This window comes from Streptomyces pseudovenezuelae (genome assembly GCF_029892565.1).
Lineage (GTDB): Bacteria > Actinomycetota > Actinomycetes > Streptomycetales > Streptomycetaceae > Streptomyces > Streptomyces pseudovenezuelae_A.
Genome location: NZ_JARXVH010000001.1, coordinates 905,967 through 926,884 on the forward strand (window position 1 = coordinate 905,967; position 20,918 = coordinate 926,884).

14 protein-coding genes are annotated in these 20,918 nt (G+C 70.0%); 11 read left to right on the forward strand and 3 right to left on the reverse strand.

Annotated elements, in window-relative coordinates; genetic code table 11:
• Window positions 1-16 precede the first annotated feature (16 nt).
• A complete protein-coding gene (locus M2283_RS04035; RefSeq protein ID WP_280874537.1) occupies window positions 17-2,965 on the forward strand; it encodes a SpoIIE family protein phosphatase in 2,949 nt (982 codons plus the stop codon).
• 28 nt (window positions 2,966-2,993) lie between these two features.
• On the opposite strand, the gene M2283_RS04040 is transcribed toward M2283_RS04035, so the two are convergent.
• The 3 genes from M2283_RS04040 to M2283_RS04050 form a co-directional block, all read right to left on the reverse strand.
• Window positions 2,994-4,487, reverse strand: a complete 1,494-nt coding sequence (locus tag M2283_RS04040; protein WP_280874538.1) for a cellulose-binding domain-containing protein — start codon at window positions 4,485-4,487, stop codon at window positions 2,994-2,996.
• A gap of 268 nt (window positions 4,488-4,755) precedes the next feature.
• Window positions 4,756-6,096 (reverse strand): radical SAM protein, encoded by a 1,341-nt coding sequence (locus M2283_RS04045; protein WP_280874539.1) that lies wholly within the window; start codon window positions 6,094-6,096, stop codon window positions 4,756-4,758.
• 162 nt (window positions 6,097-6,258) lie between these two features.
• Complete coding sequence (locus M2283_RS04050; RefSeq protein ID WP_280874540.1) at window positions 6,259-6,951, reverse strand: pyridoxamine 5'-phosphate oxidase family protein; 693 nt, start codon at window positions 6,949-6,951, stop codon at window positions 6,259-6,261.
• Window positions 6,952-7,138: 187 nt separating this feature from the next.
• Between M2283_RS04050 and M2283_RS04055 the strand changes: the two genes are divergently transcribed.
• The 10 genes from M2283_RS04055 (at window position 7,139) to M2283_RS04100 (ending at window position 20,914) form a co-directional block, all read left to right on the forward strand.
• Entirely contained in the window at window positions 7,139-8,383 is a 1,245-nt protein-coding gene (locus M2283_RS04055) for an FAD-binding protein (RefSeq protein WP_280874542.1), read from the forward strand.
• A 141-nt stretch (window positions 8,384-8,524) separates the two neighbouring features.
• Window positions 8,525-9,769, forward strand: a complete 1,245-nt coding sequence (locus M2283_RS04060) for an ROK family transcriptional regulator (protein WP_280874543.1) — start codon at window positions 8,525-8,527, stop codon at window positions 9,767-9,769.
• Between the two features lie 11 nt (window positions 9,770-9,780).
• Complete coding sequence (locus M2283_RS04065) at window positions 9,781-11,652, forward strand: glycoside hydrolase (protein ID WP_432423024.1); 1,872 nt, start codon at window positions 9,781-9,783, stop codon at window positions 11,650-11,652.
• Between the two features lie 258 nt (window positions 11,653-11,910).
• Window positions 11,911-13,176 (forward strand): ABC transporter substrate-binding protein, encoded by a 1,266-nt coding sequence (locus M2283_RS04070; RefSeq protein WP_280874545.1) that lies wholly within the window; start codon window positions 11,911-11,913, stop codon window positions 13,174-13,176.
• Between the two features lie 20 nt (window positions 13,177-13,196).
• Window positions 13,197-14,165 carry a carbohydrate ABC transporter permease gene (locus M2283_RS04075; RefSeq protein WP_280874546.1) on the forward strand — a complete coding sequence of 323 codons (969 nt, stop codon included), beginning with the start codon at window positions 13,197-13,199 and terminating at the stop codon, window positions 14,163-14,165.
• Entirely contained in the window at window positions 14,162-15,028 is an 867-nt protein-coding gene (locus tag M2283_RS04080; RefSeq protein ID WP_280874547.1) for a carbohydrate ABC transporter permease, read from the forward strand. Before M2283_RS04075 ends, M2283_RS04080 begins: the two co-directional genes overlap by 4 nt.
• 34 nt (window positions 15,029-15,062) lie before the next feature.
• A complete protein-coding gene (locus M2283_RS04085) occupies window positions 15,063-17,939 on the forward strand; it encodes a glycoside hydrolase family 2 TIM barrel-domain containing protein (RefSeq protein WP_280874548.1) in 2,877 nt (958 codons plus the stop codon).
• Window positions 17,936-19,111, forward strand: coding sequence for an MFS transporter (locus M2283_RS04090; protein WP_280874549.1), 1,176 nt, complete (start codon window positions 17,936-17,938; stop codon window positions 19,109-19,111). Before M2283_RS04085 ends, M2283_RS04090 begins: the two co-directional genes overlap by 4 nt.
• Window positions 19,108-20,109: an ABC transporter ATP-binding protein gene (locus M2283_RS04095; RefSeq protein WP_280874550.1), complete on the forward strand. Its 1,002-nt coding sequence runs from the start codon at window positions 19,108-19,110 to the stop codon at window positions 20,107-20,109. Before M2283_RS04090 ends, M2283_RS04095 begins: the two co-directional genes overlap by 4 nt.
• Before the next feature lies 1 nt (window position 20,110).
• Window positions 20,111-20,914 carry an ABC transporter permease gene (locus M2283_RS04100; RefSeq protein WP_280874551.1) on the forward strand — a complete coding sequence of 268 codons (804 nt, stop codon included), beginning with the start codon at window positions 20,111-20,113 and terminating at the stop codon, window positions 20,912-20,914.
• The last annotated feature ends 4 nt before the right edge of the window (window positions 20,915-20,918 follow it).

Genomic DNA, 20,918 nt, shown 5'->3' on the forward strand with positions numbered 1-20,918 from the left:
CGGTAAAGTCCACAACATGAACGCGCGTCTGGCTCTCCTCGGCACGGTGGACCCCGGCGTGGCGGAGAGCGAGGTCTTCCGGCTGGCGCTCCAGCATGCCGTGGGCGAGCTGAGCGCCCTCGGGGGAACGATTCACCTTCGCGGCCCCATGTCCGCGCTGCGGCTGGTGTCGTCGACCGGTCTGCCTCCCGCGCTCGCCCGCTCCTGGGAGATCGTCGACCAGGTGGGCCCGTCGGCCCAGGCCAGGGCCCTGCACGAGGGCCGGGGCGTGTGGGTGCCGCTGAAGCCCACACCCACCGGCACCCCGGACCCGCAGGTCGTCTGGCCCGGCACCGGCCTGGCCGCCCTGCCGCTGTTCGGCGGGGACCGCAGCATCGGCGCGCTCACGGTCCTGGCGGGCGACCAGGGCGAGCCCACCTCGCGGCAGTGGGACTTCCTCCAGGAGCTGATCACCTGGACCGAGGAGCGCATGAGCCAGGCCACGCCGCCCTCCACCCCCTCCCGGACGGAGCTGACCGGTTCCCGCGAACGTCTGCGGCAGGCCTTGAAGGAGGTCAGCGTCGGCTCCTGGGACTGGGACATCCAGGGCGGCGAGCTGCTGTGGGACGAGGCGGCCATGGAGCTGTACGGCTTCAGGCCGGAGGACTACACCGCCCGGGTCGAGAACTGGATGGTGTGCGTCCACCCCGACGACCTGGCGCCGACGCTGGACGCGGTGGACCGGGCGATCCGCGACCACGGCGTGTTCGAGGCCGAGTACCGGGTACGGCGCCTGGACGGCACGTACGGCTGGACGCAGGCCCGGGCCCGGGTGACGTACCACGAGAACGGCGAACCCAACCGGATGATCGGTGTGGGCTGGGAGAGCAACGAGTCCCGGTCCGCCCGGGACGCGCTCGGCCGCGCCCTGCGCCACATGAGCGACGGCTTCCTGGCGGTGGACGACGAGTGGCGGATCACCTTCGCCAACCTGGAGGCGGAGCGCACGCTGGGCTTCTCCGAGGAGGAGCTGTTCGGGCGGCTGCTGTGGGAGCTGCCCGCCACCCGTGAGGTGCCCGGCATGGAGAGCCGCTGCCGGGAGGCCGCGGCCGAGGAGAGGTCCGTCGGTTTCGACGTGCGGATGGGCGACACCGGCCGTCGCCACCACGTGCGGCTGGTCCCGGGCCCCGACGGCCGCACCCTGTACTTCACCGACGTCACCGAGAAACGGCAGCACGAGGAGGAGCGCCGGGCGTCCGAGCGCGCCGCGGTCGAACGGGCGGCCCGGATGGGCGAGTTGACGACGGCCCTGGCCAAGGCGACGACCTCGCAGGACGTGGTGGCCGCGGTCGCCCGACGGGTGCTGCCGCCGTTCGCCGCGGCCGGCCTCCTGGTGCAGGCCGTCGAGGGCGACCGGCTGTACAACGTGGGTGCGGTCGGTTACCCGGAGGACTTCCTCGCCACGGTCAACAGCCGTCCTCGCGCGTCCGGCGACCCGTCCTGGGAGACGATCACGTCCGGTGCGCCCGTGTTCCTGTCCTCCGTGCGGGAGTTCGTCGCGCGCGCACCACAGCTGACCGACTCGCCCGACCGTACGGGCATGCGGTCCTGGGCGTTTCTGCCGCTGACGGCGTCCGGTCACACCTTCGGTGTCTGCGTCGTCGCCTTCGACCGCCCGCGCCGCCTCAACGACGAGGAGCGCACCCTGCTGACCACGATCAGCGCCCTCGTCGCCCAGGCCCTGGAGCGGGCCCGGCTGTACGACGCCGAGCACACCCGCTCCCGCGAACTGCAGAGCAGCCTGCTCCCCCGTGCCCTGCCCGACCTGCCCGCCTGTACGGCGGCGGCCCGCTATCTGCCCGCGGGCCAGGGCATGGACGTGGGCGGCGACTGGTACGACATCATCCCGCTCTCGGGCGGCCGGGTCGCCCTGGTGGTGGGCGACGTCATGGGCCACGGTCTGCCGGAGGCGGCGACGATGGGCCGCCTGCGCACGGCGGTCCACACCCTCGCCGACCTGGAACTCCCGCCCGACGAGATCATGAGCCACCTGAACGACCTGGTCGCCGGCATGGGCGAGGAGTCGTACGCGACCTGCCTGTACGCGCTCTACGACTCGACCTCCCGGATCTGCTCCATCGCGCGGGCCGGCCATCCACCGCCGGCGGTGGTCCACCCGGACGGCACGGTCCACTTCCCGCCCCTGGAGGCGGACCCTCCCCTGGGCGCGGCGGAACCCCCTTTCGAAACGGTCGAGTTGACGGTGCCGGAGGGCAGCCTGCTGGTGCTCTACACCGACGGCCTGGTGGAGTCCTCGAAGCGCGAGATGGAAGAGGGCATGGCGGATCTGGCGCGGCTGTTGCACGAGGCGCACCAGGCCGGTCCGGGCACGGGCACGGACCTGGAACGCCTCTGCGACACCTTGACGGCGGGGCTGCTGCCCGCCGAGAGCGCGACGATGGACGACGCGGCCCTGCTGGTGGCCCGCCTGCACGCCCTCGCGGGCGACCGGATGGCCTCCTGGCCCCTGCCCGAGGACCCGCGAGCGGCCGGCCAGGCCCGCCGTCACGTCCGTGAACAGCTCGCCCTGTGGGGGCTGGACGACCTGACCGCGACCACGGAACTGCTGGCCAGCGAAATGGTGGGCAACGTGATCCGCCACGCGAGGGGCCCCCTGCGGCTGCGCCTCCTGCACGGTGCCGAGCTGATCTGCGAGGTCTTCGACGGCAGCCTGACGATGCCGCGGATCCGCCGTGCGACGGACACGGACGAGGGCGGCCGCGGCCTGCAACTGATCACGGCCCTGTCCCAGCGCTGGGGCACGCGCTACACGGCCACCGGCAAGTGCATCTGGACGGAACAGGCCCTGCTCGCCCCGGAGAACCGGCCGGCACCGCCGTCCGACGCCTTGGAGCTGATGTTCCTGAACACGGACGAGTTCACGGGCGATCTGGACGCCCTGCTCCTCGGGGACGAGGACCGCTAGCGGTCCTCGTCCGGAGGGTGACGCGAGGTCAGGACTTCGCGCAGGTCTGTCCGTTCAGCGTGACGTCGTACGGCGGGGAGTTCCTGCCCGACCAGGAGGCGATGAAGCCGAAGGAGAGGCTGCCGTTCGCGGGGACCGACTTGTTGTAGTCGGCGGCGGTGGCGGTGACCCGGGAGCCGTTCTGGGCGAAGTTCGCGTCCCACATCTGGCCGACCCGCTGGCCGTCCTTGAAGGACCAGGCCACCCGCCAGTCGCCGATGGCCTTCTCGGTGGTGACGCTGATGGTGGCCTGGAAGCCGTCGGGCCACTGGTTGACGAGGTCGAACTCGAACGCGCAGGCCGCCGGGGCGGACTTGCTCGGGGACGGCTTGCCGTCGGCCGTGGACGAGGAGGTGCCCTGGGGTTCCGGGTCCGGGTCGGCCTTCTCGTCCTGGCCGGTCGGCTTCGCCGTCGTGGTGGCGGACGGGAGCGGGGAGGCCGACTTCGGGGACGGGTCGAGAACCGGCAGGGACGGCTGCGGGGCGGCCACCGGACTGCTGTCGTTCGAGGGGTTGCCGGAGGCCGAGGCGTCGTCGTCCATGCCGCCGCCCATCGGCATCATGGACACGGCCAGCGCCAGCAGCGACACCAGTACGGCGGCGACGAGCAGACCGTTGCGTAGGGCCTTCGCCCGCTTGGCACCGTCCTGTGGCTCACCGCCCTCGCCTGCGGTCAGCTGCAGGCGTCCGGCGCCCAGCCGCACCTCGGCGGCCCGGCGTCGGCGCTCCAGGTAGGCGAGGCCGCCCCAGCCGATCACCCCGCCGGCCAGCGCCACGGGCAGCCCGCCGCTGTTCGGCCGCAGACAGGCGGCGGCCTCCGCGCAGCTCACGCACCGGGCGAGGTGGTGCGAGAGGTCCTCGGGGATGTCGGCGGTGGGCGACCGGGTGACCGCGTCGAGCAGTCGCACATAGCTGCGGCACTGCGCGTCCATCGGTGTGTCGAGGTGGTTGCGGTGGCAGCGGTCCCGGAACAGGCCGCGCACCTGGGCGAGTTCGTCGGCGACGAGGGCCGAGTCGAGACCGAGGCGGCGGGCCACCACGGGCAGCGGCAGCGCCTCCACCTCGGCCAGCCACAGCAGCGCGGCGTCCGCTTCCTGGAGGTCACGCAGACCGCGCAGGGCGATCGGGCGCCGCAGCGGCGGTCCGGTGTAGCGGGCGGCCTTGTCGGAGTTGAGCCACAGCCGCAGATCGGAGTCGAGGTCGTGGCCTTGTCCGCCTGCTTCCCAGGCCGCCGCGGTGGTGCGTACGGCGGTCAACAGCAGGGGGATCACGGGGAGTTTGGGCGCACGGCGGCCGGTGCTCCTGGCATGGCCGCTGTCCGCGGCGCGTGCTTCGCGTATGCCGAGTGCGAACGCTTCCGTGGCCAGTTGTGTGGCCGCGATGGAACCCGCGGTGCACAGATCGGCGTACGAAAGCACCGCGTCCCAGCACTCCGAGAACAGCGCGGCCTCGGCGGCGTCCTTCGGGGTCGGCAGGTCGGGCATGGGTCTCCTGCATCCACAAGCGAGGTCAACTCACCGTATTGGCAACGGAGTTGTGGGGAACCTCGCGGCAGGGCCAGAGCCTTTCACGTCTTCGACACAACTGACAAGCGCCCGTTTCAATTCCGGTTACCGGCGGTCGCCTGACGACGACCGCCGGTGCACCCCCGCTACCGCTCCTGCATCCACTCCTCGTTGCTACGAGAGTTATACGGAAGGAACGCCGAGATGTTTCGATGACATCCCTCCGTGTCCGGCGGGACGGCGGGAGTCACACCTGAGTCGGCTCCGGTGCGGAGGGGCTGTCCTCGCGGGCGGGCAGGCTGTCCATGAAGGAGCTGACGGAGAAGACGGCGCGGCCGGGGCCCGGTTCGCCGTATCCGGGCGGGGACTGGAGCCCGAAGTCCTCCATGGTGGCGCGGTAGGCCTCCAGCAGACGGATGTGGTACTCCAGCGGGGCGCCCTGCGGGTTGGCCTTGCCGAGCGGGGTGGTGGGCTCCGGGCACCAGGTGGTGAAGCGGGGCGTGATGCCCTGCGACATGAAGAAACGCAGGCCCTCGGTCGTCGACGCGATCGCCTCGTCGACGGTCTTGAAGCCGAACGGCTCCGCCATCTCCACGCCCGCCACGAAGTTGGGGATCACGTTGCGCGCGCCGAAGATCTCCGCCGAGTCGAGAATCCGCTTGTGCCACTCGTCGCGGCCGACGTACCGCTCCTTGCCGGGGCAGTGCAGCTTGAAGAGGTACTCGTCCCACACCTCGTAGTTGGGGTGGTAGATCTGCACGCCGTAGTCCTTGAAGCGCTGCACGTCGTCCTTCGGCAGCGCCTGCGCGACGACCTTGCCGATCCAGCGGCCCGGGAAGCGCTCCTCGATGGCCTTGGCGTAGTGGCCGTAGAAGTCGGCCTCGTCGCGCCCGGCGACCGTCTTGGTGATCGCGCCGCCGGTGAGGGTGTAGGCGGTGGACACCTTCGCGGTGTCGTACCGGTCGATGATCTCCAGCGCCTCCAGCACCTCCTCGACGTCCTTGACGCCCGTGTACGGGCGCCCGGCCGCCTTGTGCTGGCGCCAGTTGTGGTTGATGTCGCAGTACTGGCACTCCTCCTTGGCGCCGAAGTACTGGCAGACGCGGAAGACGGTGAGGTAGATCAGGTAACCCCACTGGATGGTCGGGGCCACCTCCATCACGGACTTCCCGTTGGCGAGCTTGTGCCGGTAGTACTCCGGCATCGGCGGCACCCCGACGTCGGCGATGCGCTTGCCGTCGAGGTAGAGGCCGAGGACACCGTGCTCGTCGGAGGCCACGCGGTACGGCGAGGCCGGGTTCACGCGCACGGAGACGACGGTGCGGCGCAGGTCGTACGGGCCGCCGGTGAGGATGATCTCCTCCGGCGGGCGGCGCAGCGCGGCCTCGCCCAGCTCCGGCAGGGTGCCGTGGTCGAAGGAGAAGATGAAGTACGACTTCGGCTTGACCTCGCCGGACTCGTTGTCGCTCAGCGCGGAGGGGTCGAAGGCCACGCCGCCACGCAGCAGGTCCTCCTTGAAGACGGCTTCCCGCGGTACGTGCGGAAACCGCTCCATCAGATCCTCGACCAGTGCGGTACGGCTGCCCATCCCGATCTCTCCTCCCGGCTCAGTCGTTCGACTCCTCACGGTATGCCTCCGGCGGTCTCGGGGTGGGAGCGGGGGGCATGATGTGGTGCGGATCGGGTCGGGTCGGCCATACCGCCCCGGCGCGCGAGCGACACGGGCGCGGGTTCAAAGACCACTGCCGGGTCAGCCTTGCCTGGCCCCCTCGCGGCGCGCGATGTGTTCCGGCACCGGGATATCCGGCGGCAGCACCGGATCCGGCACGGGCGCGCCCCACGTCGAGGTCAGCGGCAGCGTTCCCGCCCACACCCCCAGCTCCGCGTCGGGGCCGTCGCCGTCGTCCGGGGCCCCGGTGCGGATCTTGACCGAGGCCTCCTCCAGGGAGAGGGCGAGGAGGGTGGTGGCGGCGAGTTCCTTGCGGTTCGGGCGGCGGGCGTACGACCACTGGCCGGGCGTCGCGTGCTCGGTGAGCGTGCGCAGGCCGACCAGCTTCTCGTCGGGGTCGGTGACCTCGCGCGGTACACCGTGGATCACGGCGCTCCGGTAGTTGACCCCGTGCTCGAACACCGACCGGGCCAGGACCAGGCCGTCCACGTGGGTGACGGTGACGCAGACGGGCAGGTCGCCGGCGAGGCTGCGACTGGCCACCGAGCCGTGCAGATAGAGCCACCGCTCGTCACGCCCGTACACCGTCGGCACGACCAGGGGCCGCCCGTCCACGACCACACCGAGGTGACAGACGAACCCGGCGTCCAGGATCGCGTCCAGGTCGGCCCGGTCGAGGCTGCCCTGCTCGCGCAGCCGGCGGTGACGGGTCAGGTCGGTCCGCGGGAGGTCGGCGGACAGAGGGGGCTGGGCGGGCGGCGGGCTGGACGTCATGGGCGCAAAGCTAACGAAAACGCACCCAGGCCGGATAGGGGGTGGCTGTATCTGTTGCCGTGCCCGCCTACGGCAACGAAATCCGTCGCACCGCAGCGCCCGATACCGGCTGCGCGGACCCCGGAGCGGCGAGGTAGGTTCCACCTGTGAGGTCGTGGCTCTCGATGCCACGGGGAGGGACAACGGGATGACCGGGACCGTCACCAACTGGGCGGGCAACATCACCTATGCCGCCAAGGAGCTGCACCGCCCGCACTCGCTCGACGCCCTGAGGGCCCTGGTGGCCGACAGCGCGAAGGTGCGGGTGCTGGGCAGCGGGCACTCCTTCAACGAGATCGCCGAGCCGGGTGCCGACGGCGTCCTGCTGTCGACCGCCGAACTGCCCCCGGTGATCGACGTGGACACCACGGCGCGCACGGTACGGGTCTCGGGCGGCGTCCGGTACGCCGAGCTGGCCCGGGTCGTGCACGCGCACGGCCTCGCCCTGCCCAACATGGCCTCCCTGCCGCACATCTCCGTGGCCGGCTCGGTCGCGACCGGCACCCACGGCTCGGGGGTGGCCAACGGCTCGCTCGCGTCGGTCGTGCACGAGGTCGAGATCGTCACGGCGGACGGCTCGACGGTGACGATCGGGCGCGGCGACGACCGCTTCGACGGCGCCGTCACCTCGCTGGGCGCGCTGGGCGTCGTCACCACCCTCACCCTCGACCTGGAGCCGGGCTTCGACGTCGAGCAGTACGTGTTCACCGAACTCCCGCTCGCGGGGCTGGACTTCGAGACGGTCGCCGCGACGGCGTACAGCGTGAGCCTGTTCACCGACTGGCGTGCGTCGGGCTTTCGGCAGGTGTGGCTCAAGCGGCGCACCGACCAGCCGCTCCCGGACTTCCCGTGGGCCGCCCCGGCGACCGAGAAGCTGCACCCGGTGCCGGGGATGCCCGCCCTCAACTGCACCGAGCAGTTCGGCGTGCCGGGCCCGTGGCACGAGCGACTCCCGCATTTCCGGGCCGAGTTCACGCCGAGCAGCGGCACCGAGCTGCAGTCCGAGTACCTGCTGCCGAGGCCGTACGCCCTCGACGCGCTGCACGCGCTGGACGCGATCCGGACGACGATCGCACCCCTGCTGCAGGTCTGCGAGGTGCGCACGGTGGCCGCGGACGCGCAGTGGCTCAGCCCGGCGTACGGACGGGACACGGTGGCCGCGCACTTCACCTGGATCGACGACACCGAGGCCGTGCTGCCGGTGGTGCGGGCGGTGGAGACGGCGCTGGACGCCTTCGACGCGCGGCCGCACTGGGGCAAGGTGTTCACGATGCCGGCACCGGTGCTGCGCGAGCGGTATCCGCGGCTCGGCGACTTCCGGGAGCTGGCCCGTACGCTGGACCCCCGCGGCAAGTTCGCCAACGCCTTCGTGCGGGACGTCTTGGGCGACTGACCCTCCACTCGTGGGCTTCACGACTTTATAAAGCCCCTTTCCTAACCCCTTGTCGAAAGTCCCCGCCAGCCCATAGCCTTGCGCCGCGCCGGTGCCGTCGTGTCCCGGTCCGCAGGAGCGAAGGGACGGGGGACAGACGCGGTGAAGCGCACATCACGTGACATCCGTACGGCGAACCGATACGAGGTGCTGCGCCAGATCATCGCCGCATCTCCCACCTCCCGGCAGGAGTTGGCGGCGGCGACCGGACTGAGCCTGGCCACGGTCGCCACGCTCGTCGGTGAGTTGCTCGACCTGCGGATGATCACGGAGGTCGGGTTCGAGGACTCGGCGGGCGGCCGCCCCCGGGGCCTGGTGGCCGTCAACGCGTCGGGGGGCGCGCTGATCGGCGTCGACATCGCGGAGACGTACGTCCATGTCGAGCTGTTCGACCTGGCGTTGAACGTGCTGGCCCGCGCCGACGAGGACATGCGTCCCGGGGAGAGCCTCCCCGAGCAGGTGGTCAGCCATGTCGCCGCCGCCGTCGGCTCGGTGGTCGCGCAGGCCGGCATCGAGGGCGCGCGGGTGCTCGGCGTCGGGGTGAGCGTGCCGGGACAGGTGGACCGCGCCACCGGCGTCTCGGAGTACGCGCCGAACTGGAACTGGCACGACGTGCCCCTGCTCGACCTGCTCACCGAGCACATCGCCTACCCGCTCTACCTGGACAACCCGCTGCGTGCCTCCGCGGTGGCCGAGCTGTGGTTCGGGGCCGCGCGCGGGCGCGGGGACGCCGTGGTGGTCAACCTCGGGACCGGCGTGGGCGCCGGGCTCGTCCTGGGCGGCGGGCTGCACCGGGGCGTCAGCAACAGCGCCGGCGAATGGGGCCACACCACGATCGTGCTGGACGGCCGGCTGTGCCGCTGCGGCAAGCACGGCTGCGTGGAGGCCTACGTCGGCGCGTCCGGAATCATGCTGAATCTGCGGGAGTTGAGCCCCGACAGCACCCTGCTGCACCCCGAGGACCAGACGGCCACCATCGCCGCGCTGGCCGAGGGGCTGCGTACGGGCGACCCGGTCGCGGTGAAGGCGATCCGGGACACCGTCAAGTACCTCGGCGCCGGCGTCGCCGACCTGGTCAACCTGTTCAACCCCGAAGTGGTCGTGCTCAGCAGCTGGGTCGCGGCCGCCCTCGGCGAACCCCTGGTCGCGGAGGTGCGCGAGGCCGTCGCCCGGCACGCGCTGCCCCGGCCGTTCGCCGCCACCGAGATCGTCCTCTCCCCCATCCCCACCGACCCGGTGTGCCTGGGCGCGGCCACGTTCGCGCTCGAAGGGGCACTGCAGTCGGTTGGGCAGAGGAATGCGAAACGCACCACTCCCGCAAGGAGCCGTACCGCACCGCCTTCATGACGACGGAAGGGATGCACATGACTCACCCCCACCCCCACCCCCACCCTCGCCCCCACCCCAGGAGACCGTTCCTGCTGACGGCCGCAGCCGCACTCGCCGTCGCGGGACCCCTGATATCGGCCCCGCCCGCCTCGGCCGCCACCACGCCGGCCCAGGTCTCGCCGCACGCGGCCCAGACCATCGACGACATCGGCGTGTCCGGCGCCTGGTGGGTCAACGACCTTCAGCACTTCTCCCCCAAGACGCAGGCCCGGGTGGCGAAGCTGCTCTTCTCCGAGCAGGGCCTGGACCTGAGTTCGTACCGCTACAACATCGGCGGTGGCGGCACCGCGGTCACCACACCGGCCCGCGCCGCCCAGGACTTCCTCAACCCTGACGGCGGTTACGACTGGAGCAAGGACAAGGGCGGCCGGACGTTCCTGAAGTACGCGGCGAAGTACGGCGTCCAGGACCTGATCGGCTTCGTCAACAGCGCGCCGGCCCGGTGGACGACCAACGGGCAGAGCTGCGGCGGCCGGTTGAAGCCCGAGAACGTGCCGGACTTCACCAAGTACGTGGCCGACGTGACCGATCACCTCGCCCGCCAGGGCGCGAAGTTCGACTACATCAGCCCGTTCAACGAGCCCGACAACACCTTCGGCGACTGCGGCCAGGAGGGCATGCAGGTCACCGTCGACCAACGCGACGACATCGTGCGGGCGTTGGGCGCCGAGCAGAAGGCCCGGCACCAGCGGACCGGGATCATCGCCGACGAGTCCAGCAGCACGGTCCAGTTCAGCACCGAGGTCCCGCAGTGGATCAACCAGCCGGACACCGCGCAGTACGTGTCCAAGCTGGCCCACCACACGTACAACAACCCCAGCGACGGCCAGTTGGGCAACGTCTATGAGACGGCGAAGTCGGTCGGCAGGACCTCCTGGGCCACCGAGATCTGCTGCTTCGGCAAGGGCACGACCGGCTGGAACCAGGAGTACGACCCCGGCATCGACAACGCCCTGCTGATGTCCCGGATCATCTACAAGGACTTCGCGAGCTCCCACGACTCCGCCTTCCAGTGGTGGGTGGCGCTCGCGAGCGGCTACGGCAGCGACCCGTACACGAGGAACGACGAGGGCTGGAACGACGGCCTGATCTACTACGACCCCGACTACGCGACCAACGGCAACCAGTCGCTGTACTTCACCAAGCGGTACTACGCGCTGGGCCAGTACAGCCGGTTCGTGAAGCCGGGCTCGGTGGCGCACAACGTGACCGGCGTACCTGACGGGGTCGAGGTGTCGACGTACGACCGGGACGGCAAGTGGGTGGTCGTGGTCAACAACCACAACTCCACGGACACGCCCCTGAGTCTGCACTTCAACAGCCGTACTCCGGTGCGGACTTCACAGGCCGTGCGGACCTCGGCCACCGAGGACTGGGCCAAGGCGGCGAAGCCGTCGGTGAGTTCGGGCACGGTCTCCGCGACGCTCGCCGGCCGCTCGATCACGACGTACGTCCTGGACCAGAAGGGCCACGGCAGTACGGCGGTCACGGGCGCGCTGGTCGGGAAGCAGTCCGGCAAGTGCCTGGTCGCGGACGCATCCGGGGCCGCGATCGGTACGTGCACCGGTGACGCGGGGCAGTCCTGGTCGTACGACGCGAAGGGTCGCCTGAAGGGCGTGAACGGCTATCTGACGGCGGGGAGTGCGGGAGCCCTCGCGACGGCCGCCGACGCCACCGGTGACGCCTCTCAACGCTGGCTGCTGAACGCCAACGGGCAGATCCTCAGCGAGGCGTCCGGCAAGTGCCTGGACGTCAGCGGGCAGGCGACCGCCGACGGCAGCAAGGTGATTCCGTACAGCTGCAACGGCGGGACCAACGAGGTCTGGACCAAGAGCGGTTAGCCCCTCGCACTAGGTCCCCCGCACCCCATTTCCCCTGCACAGAGGGCTGCCGACCGCTTCTCGGCCGGCAGCCCTCAACCCCCTTGCGACACGCCTACGTTCGGCATTCCGAACCGCACACAACGCTTCGAACAGACTTCGTCCAACCCCTTGCCGAAGCCTTAGCCGAAGGTTAACGTCCCGCACCGCACCTGATTTCAGCCACCTGGCCACTGAGCCGTGGAGCCGCAGCCGCACTCGACAGACAAGGACGTCAGCATGTCGGCAATGAGCAACAGCAACTGGTCCCGCCGATCGATCTTCCGGGCCGCCGCGGGCATGGCGGCGGCGGGGACGCTGGCCGCGTGTGGGGGCAACAACGGGCGTGGGGGCGGCAGCGGTTCGGGCAAGCAGCTCGTCCAGTACTTCCACGCGTACGGCGAGGCCGGGACCGAGCAGGCCATCAAGCGGTACGCGAAGGCGTACTCCAAGGCCGACGTGACCACGAACTGGATCACCGGCAACAACTTCGAGGCCAAGCTCTTCTCGTCCCTGCTGACCAAGCAGGCGCCCGACGTCTTCGAGTTCCACCCGCAGCTGCAGCTGGTCAAGAGCGGTCAGGTGGCAGACCTCAGCGACATCATCGATCCGGTCAAGGACGACTTCAACCCGGCCGACATCAAGTCGCACACGGTGGACGGGAAGATCTACGGGATCCGGATGATCGACGACCCGCAGTTCTTCTACTACCGCAAGTCGATGCTGGAGAAGGCCAAGGTCGACGTCCCCACCACCCTCGACGAGCTGCTGGAAGCCGCCGCCAAGCTCACCACCGGCAAGGTCAAGGGCGTCTTCCTCGGCAACGACTTCACCGCGATCCAGAACCCCATCATCTGGTCCGCCGGCGCCGACACGATCGACGCGAACAACAAGATCGCGTACCACACGGACGGTGTCGTCCAGGGCCTCAAGCAGCTCCGCCAGCTCTTCACCAGCGGTCACGTGCTCCTCGACGCCCCGACCGACTTCTGGGACCCGTCCTCGCTCGACCAGGGCCTGTGCGCCATCCAGTGGGGCGGTATGTGGTCCATGCCGGTCATGCAGAAGGCACTCGGCGACGACCTGGGCATCTTCCCCTTCCCCAGCATCGGCAGCAAGGGCAAGCAGTCGGTCTACAACGGCGGTTGGTCGATGTTCGTCAACGCCAAGGGCGAGAACGTCGAGGCGGCCAAGGCGTACGTCAAGTGGCTGTGGATCGAGCAGAAGAAGTACCAGGAGGACTGGGCGACCTCCTACGGCTTCCACATCCCGCCGCGCACCTCGATCGCCAACTCGGCCACCAAACTCAAGTCCGGACTGCCCGCCGAGGGCGTCAAGCTCTTCACGGACTACGGCCACTTCGACAACATCGCCTACGACCAGACGATGCAGACCGCGTTCGCCGACGTGATCGCGAACTCCGTCCGCAAGAACGGCAACCCGGAGGCCGCGCTCGACGCCTGCGACAAGAAGGTCGACGTCGAGCTCAAGAAGCTGTTCGGATAGGCCGGCGGACGGAACCCGAGATGTCGACCACCACCACACACGGGGTCGCCCAGCCCGCCGCGGCCAAGGCCTCCCAGGCCCGGCCGCGGCGCGGGCTGCGGGGCAACGCCACCCTGAACTTCTGGCTCTTCACCGGCCCGTTCCTCATCGGCCTGGTGATCTTCGTCTTCGTCCCCATCGGATGGAGCATCTGGCTCAGCTTCTTCGACGCCCGCTACACCGTCACGCCGAGTCATTTCGTCGGCTTCGACAACTACAAGCAGATCCTGACGAACAGCAACTTCCCCGACTCGCTGGTGACGTTCACGCTGTTCGCCGCGTTCATCGTGCCGACCACATGGGCGCTGTCGCTGGGTCTGGCGCTGCTAGTGAACCGGCTGCGGTTCATGCGGGCGTTCTTCCGGTCGGTGTTCTTCCTGCCGACCGCCGTGTCGTACGTCGCCGCCGCGCTGATCTGGAAGATGTCCATCTTCAGCGGCGTCCGCTTCGGCCTGATGAACACGGTCCTCGGCTGGTTCGGCGTCGAGAACATCGCCTATCTGGCCAGTCCCAACCCGCCCTGGTACTGGCTGGTCATCCTGACCCTGCGCCTGTGGATCCAGGCCGGTTTCTACATGATCCTGTTCCTGGCGGCGCTGCAGAACATCCCGGCGGAGCTGTACGAGGCCGCTGCCATCGACGGCGCCAAGCCCGGCTGGCAGACCTTCCGGTACATCACCCTGCCCCAACTGCGGGCCACCTCGACCGCGGTGATCCTGCTGCTGCTCATCGCCGCCTACCAGGCGTTCGACGAGTTCTTCAACATCATCGGGACCAAGGCGACCTGGGCGCAGACACCGCTCATGGAGCTCTACAAGACGGCTCTCGGCTCCAGCCAGGACTACGGCGCCGGCAGCGCGGGCGCGGTCATCCTGTCCCTGCTGATCTGCATCGTCACCCTCGCCCAGGGCAAGATCATGGGCTTCGGAAGGGGGGAGGAATCCAAGTGACCACCACCGCACCGCAGGTCGGCGGCAAGCGCAAGAAGCGCGGCGGCATCCTCGGCAACACGGGCCTGTACATCGCCGTCAGCATCGCCGCCCTGCTCTTCCTGATCCCCTTCTACCTGATCCTGCGCAACGCCCTCTCCACGGACCCGGAGATCACCGGCGAGAACTGGAAGCTGCTCCCCTCCTTCCAGTGGAGCAACATCTCCGAGCTGTTCGACGACCAGACCGTCCAGTTCGGCCGCTCCCTGTGGAACTCCACGGTCGTCGCCGTCCTGATGACCCTGGGCACCCTGCTGGTGTGCTCCCTCGCCGGCTACGGCCTGGCCCGCATCCCCTACCGGCACGCCAACAAGGTCTTCTACGCCGTCCTGGCGACCCTGATGGTTCCGACGGCCGTCACCTTCGTGCCGAGCTTCGTTCTCGTCTCGTCCCTCGGCTGGGTCGACACCTACCGGGGCCTCATCATCCCGGGCCTGTTCAGTGGTTTCACCTGCTTCCTGTTCCGGCAGTACTTCCTGGGGTTCCCCAAAGAACTGGAGGAGGCGGCACGCGTGGACGGGCTCGGCTACTGGGGCGCGTACTGGCGGATCGTCGTACCCAACTCGCTGAACTTCTTCGCCGCGATCGCCACGATCACCTTCATCAGCGGCTGGAACGCCTTCCTGTGGCCGCTGGTCATCGGGCAGGATCCGAGCTCCTGGACCGTCCAGATCGCGCTCTCCTCCTTCATGACCAACCAGACCGTCAACTTCCACCTGATCTTCATGGCCACCGCCATCTCCATCCTTCCCCTGGTGTTCGTCTTCCTCTTCCTCCAGCGCTGGCTGGTCCAAGGAATCGCGCAGACCGGCATCAAGGGCTGACGCACCCACCTCACGACCCAAGACCTGGAGTCCGATGTCTTTCCGCACAACAACGGCCGTCGACTACGTCGAGGACGTCTCCCCAGGCAGCGGGGCCCTCCCGCCCCGCGCCTGGTACGCGTCCTCGGACGCCGCGTCCCTCTCCCTGAACGGCGCGTGGAGCCTGCGGGTGTCGGCGACGGCCGACGCCGAGGACGACGCGTTCGCCGAGCCCGGGTTCGACTTCGGGGAGTGGGCCGAGGTCCAGGTCCCCGGTCACTGGGTCCTCCAGGGCGACGGCGCGTTCGGCTCGCCCATCTACACCAACCACCTCTACCCCTTCCCGGTCGACCCGCCGCACGTGCCGACGGAGAACCCGACCGGCGACCACCTGCGCGTCTTCGACCTGCCCGCGGACTGGCCCGACCTCGGCGACGGCGGTGTCGTCCTGCGCTTCGACGGCGTGGAGTCCTGCGCCCGGGTCTGGCTCAACGGCACGGACATCGGGGAGTTCAAGGGCTCCCGGCTGCCGCACGAGTTCGCCGTCGGGCATCTGCTCAAGCCGAGCGGCAACGTGCTCGCCGTCCGGGTGCACCAGTGGTCGGCCGGCTCCTACCTGGAGGACCAGGACCAGTGGTGGCTGTCGGGCATCTTCCGTGACGTGACGCTGCTGCACCGCCCGGCGGGCAGCGTCCTCGACCACTTCGTGCACGCCTCCTACGACCATGTCGCGGGCGAGGGCACCCTGCGCGTCGACTCGGATGTCGACGGGCGGGTGTCCGTGCCCGCCTTGGACATCGATGTCGCGACCGGGGAGACCGTCACGGTGCCGGTGCGGCCGTGGACCGCCGAGAGCCCGGTGCTGTACGACGGTGAGCTGGTCACCGAGGGCGAGCGGGTGCCGTTGCGTATCGGTTTCCGTACCGTCGTGCTGGAGGACGGCCTGATCAAGGTCAACGGAACTCCCCTTCTCTTCAAGGGAGTCAACCGGCACGAGTGGCACCCCGAGAAGGGTCGCGCCCTCGACCTGGAGACCATGCGCGCGGACGTGCTGCTGATGAAGCGGCACAACCTCAACGCCGTCCGCACCTCGCACTACCCGCCGCACCCGGCCTTCCTCGACCTGTGCGACGAGTACGGGCTGTGGGTGATCGACGAGTGCGACCTGGAGACCCACGGTTTCGTGGAGCAGGCCTGGCGCGACAACCCCGTCGACGACGACCGCTGGACCCCGGCCCTCCTCGACCGCGCCGCCCGCATGGTCGAGCGGGACAAGAACCACCCCTCGGTCGTCATCTGGTCGTTGGGCAACGAGGCCGGCACCGGACGCGGGCTGACCGCGATGGCCGAGTGGATCCACGACCGGGACGGCTCACGGCTCGTGCACTACGAGGGCGACATCGACTGCCGTGACACCGACATGTACTCGCGGATGTACGCCTTCCACGCCGAAGTCGAGCGGATCGGCGAGGAGTTGGACGGGGGCACGCACAAGCGGCGCGGGCTCCCCCTCATCCTCTGCGAGTACGGGCACGCCATGGGCAACGGCCCGGGCGGGATCGCCGACTACCAGCGGCTGTTCGAGGCGCACGAGCGGCTCCAGGGCGGCTTCATCTGGGAGTGGATCGACCACGGCATCAAGCACGAGGAGCTGGGCTTCGCCTACGGCGGCGACTTCGGCGAGGAGCTGCACGACGGCAACTTCGTCTGCGACGGTCTCGTCTTCCCCGACCGGCAACCCTCCCCCGGGCTCGTCGAGTTCAAGAAGGTCATCGAGCCGGTCGGCATCGAAGGTGACGGGTCGGACGGCACCGTACGGATCACGAACAAGCAGGACTTCGCCGATCTGTCCGCGTTCGCGTTTGAGTGGTCTTACCAAGTGGACGGCGAGACGGTCGAGTCGGGCAGTCTGTCCGTGCCGCCGCTCGCGGCCGGCGAGTCCGCGGACGTCAAGCTGCCCGGGGCGCCCGACGGACGGGGTGCCGAGACCGGGTGGACCGTGCGGGCGCTGCTCGCCGAGGACACCCTCTGGGCACCGAAGGGGCATGAGGTCGCGTGGGGCCAAGTCGCCGTCGCGGCACGGCTGTTGCCGTCCCTCGCCGCGTCCGACGCTCCGGTGGTCGGCGAGCGGCTGATCACCCTCGGCCCGGCCACCTTCGACGCCCGCACCGGCGAGCTCCGCACGATCGGTGGCGTGCACGTGAACGGCCTGCGGCTGGACGTGTGGCGGGCCCCGACGGACAACGACGACGGCGCCGAGTGGCAGACGGACACGCGCTACGGGCTGCTGTGGCGCAAGTTCGGCCTGCACCGCATGCGGCACCGGCTGGACGCGGTGGAGGTCGGGGAGGACTCCCTGACCGTGCGCACCCGGGTCGCGCCAGCCGCCTGGGAGGTGAGCCTGAGCACGGTGTACCGCTGGACCTCCGACGGCGACCGACTGCGGCTGACCGTGTCCGTGGGGCCCGAGGGCGACTGGACGGTGCCGCTGCCGCGGCTCGGCGTGCGCTTCGGGATCGACGCTTCGGCGGACCGGGTGCGGTGGTTCGGCGGCGGTCCGGGCGAGGGCTACCCGGACACCAAGTCGGCCTCGCGGATCGCCCGTTGGGACGCCACCGTCGACGAACTCCAGACGCCGTACGTGCGTCCGCAGGAGAACGGCGCGCGGGCCGACGTCCGTTGGACGGAGATCGGCGGGCTGCGGATCGACGGCGACCCGGAGTTCTCCTTCACCGCCCGGCGCTGGACGACCGAGCAGTTGGCGGCGGCCACCCACCTCCCGGATCTCACGCCGGGTGACACAGTGTGGGTCAACCTCGACCACGGGCAGCACGGCATCGGCTCGCAGTCCTGCGGCCCGGGCCCGCTGCCGCAGTACTACCTGCGCGCGGAGCCCGCCGAGTTCTCCTTCGTGTTCTCGGAGGTCAGTTGAGCGACACGGTCCTGAGGACCCCCGCGGCCGGCCGGCTGTTCACCCGGCCGGCCGCGGTCGCGTCCTGCGTCGGCTTCGTCCTCATCGGCATGCTCCAAGCGCTGTACGGCCCGTCCGTCCCGGGCCTGCGCGCGGAGTTCGGGCTGCCCCCGTCGGGCGCCGGACTCGGCCTGAGTCTGCACTTCGCGGGCGGGGTCGCGGGCGTCCTCGCCTTCAACGCGATCCACTCCCGGATCAGCAACAGGACGCTGCTGTCGGTGAGTTACGTCCTGATGGCGCTGGGCGCGGCGGGCTTCGCGCTCGCCCCGACCTGGCCGCTCGCACTGGCCGCCGCGTTCCTGGGCGGGCTCGGCTTCGGCGGGATCGACTACGGCCTCAACCTGCTGTTCGCGGCCGGCTTCGGCGACCGCTCCACGGCCATGCTGAACGTCCTGAACGCCCACTTCGGCATCGGCGCGGTGCTCGGCCCGGCGGTGGTGGCGTGGCTGGGGCCGGACTCGTATCCGTACGCCTTCGGGGCCTGTGCGGTGCTGGCGGCGGCGCTGATCGTGCCGGGCTCGAAGGGCGTACGTACGAAGGCGGTCGATACGACACCGGCCGCGGCCCGGGTGGATCGTGGCCTCGGTCTCTCCCGCATCCTCGTCGGCTTCGTCGTCCTCTACATCCTGAACGTCGCCGTGGAGGCGGGCGTCGGCGGATGGGAGCCCACCCATCTGGAGACCGTCGGCCACAGCGCGACCGCCGCCGCCACGGCGACCTCCGTGTACTGGCTGATGATGACGGTCGGCCGCTTCCTCGTCGTACCGCTCACGCTGCGGTACTCCCCCGAGCGCATCCTGACGATCTGCGCGACCGGCATGACGGTGTGCCTGCTCCTGGCGCTGGTAAAAGGAGTGGCGCCCGTGGCGTACGCGGGTGTTGGGTTGTTCATCGCGCCGGTCTTCCCGACCGGACTGCCCTGGCTGAACAGGGCGCTTCCCCAGGCGAAGCGCGCCGGTGCCTGGGTCATCGCCGCGTCGATGATCGGCGGAGTGGCAGCGCCGCCACTGCTGGGCGTGGGCATCGAGGCCTGGGGCATCCACGCGGTCCCCTGGCTCCTTGCCGCGCTCTCCGCCGCCTCGCTCGCGGCCACCGTCTGGCTGATCCAGCTCACCCGGAGGTTCGTCGAGTGATCGGCAGCATCGAGGTCCGCGGACTGTCCCGCACCTTCCACACCACCGTCCGCCGCCCGGGCTTCACGGGCGCGCTCCGTTCCCTGGTCAATCCGGAGCGGGCCGTCAAACACGCCGTCTCCGACATCACCTTCGACGTGTCCCAGGGCGAACTCCTCGCCCTGCTGGGCCCGAACGGCGCCGGCAAGTCCACCACCATCAAGATGCTCACCGGCATCCTGACGCCCACCTCGGGCGAGGCCCGGGTCGCGGGCGTGGTGCCGTACCGGGAACGGGAACGCAACGCCCGTAACATCGGCGCGGTGTTCGGGCAGCGCACCCAGTTGTGGTGGGACCTGCCGGTGCGGGAGTCGTTCGCGATCCTGCGCGACATCTACGAGGTGCCCAGGGCCGAACACGCCGCCCGGCTGCGGGAGTTCGACGACATCCTCGAACTGTCCACCTTCTGGGACACCCGCGTCCGGCATCTCTCGCTCGGCCAGCGGGTGCGCTGCGATCTGGCCGCCGCGCTGCTGCACGACCCGATGGTCGTCTTCCTGGACGAGCCGACCATCGGCATGGACGTGGTGGTGAAGGAGCAGGTGCGGGAGTTCCTGCGGCACCAGGTGGAGGAGCGCGGGCGTACGGTCCTGCTGACCACGCACGACATGACGGAGGTCGAGCGGCTCGCCGAGCGGGTGGTGCTGATCAACCACGGGCGGCTCGTCCTGGACGGCACACTCGACGAGATCCGCCGCCGGTTCGGCTCGACGTGGCAGGTGCGGGCGACGCTCGCCGATCCGCACACGCCGGTCGGCCCGCTGCCGGGCATCGTGCTGGTGCGCCGGGACGGCCCGCAGGTGGTGTTCGGCCCGGACGGACCGGCCGCGCCGACGGTCCACACGGCGTTGAAGCTGGTCATCGAGCGGTACGAGGTGACGGGCGTCGCCGTCGACGAGGCGGACCTGGAGGACGTGATGCGGGCCGCCTACGTGCACGCGAACGCCGAGGCGGTCTGAGATGGCGACCCTGCACGGCTGGCGCGCGGCGCGCGTCACCCCGCTCGGCGAGCTGTACACACCGCCCCGGATCACCGCCGCGGTGCTCCGGCTGACCGTGCAGATCGTGCTGGTCGCGTCCCTGTGGCACGGCCTGTACGCACACACCGGCACGACGGCCGGACTCACCCGCGACCAGGCGGTGACGTACGCCGTACTGGCCGTACTCGCCTCCCGGCTGCGGGAGTTGGACCAGTACGCGGCCCGGGACACGGTCGTGCAGCACCTGCACTACGGCACGATCGTCTACTGGTACCTGCGCCCGCTCCCACCGCACCGCTACTACGCGCTGCGGGCGCTGGGCGAGCAACTGTACGGCTTCGCCTGGGCGTTGACCGGATACGTGATCTGTCTGGCGGCCGGGGTGGTCGAACCGCCCGGGTCGGCTGCCGTGACGGGGGTGTTCGCGCTCAGCCTGCTGCTCGGCCAGTGGGTCCTGTACTACGTCATGCTGCTCATCGACCAGTTGTGCTTCTGGACGCTGCGCAACGACGCCGCGATCATGATCCTGATCTTCGCGCAGAACCTGCTGTCCGGGGTGTACGCGCCGCTGTGGTTCTTCCCCGACTGGTTCCTCACGCTGAGCGCCTTCCTGCCCTTCCAGGCCACCCTCAGCGTGCCGCTGTCGCTGTACGTGGGCCGTATCCCGCTGTCCGACGCGGGCGCCCAACTCGCCCTGCAGGCCGCCTGGGTGGTCGCGCTGAGCCTGGTCACCCGGTTCCTGTGGCGGCGGGCCGCCCGCCGTGTCGTCTCACAAGGAGGCTGATGCC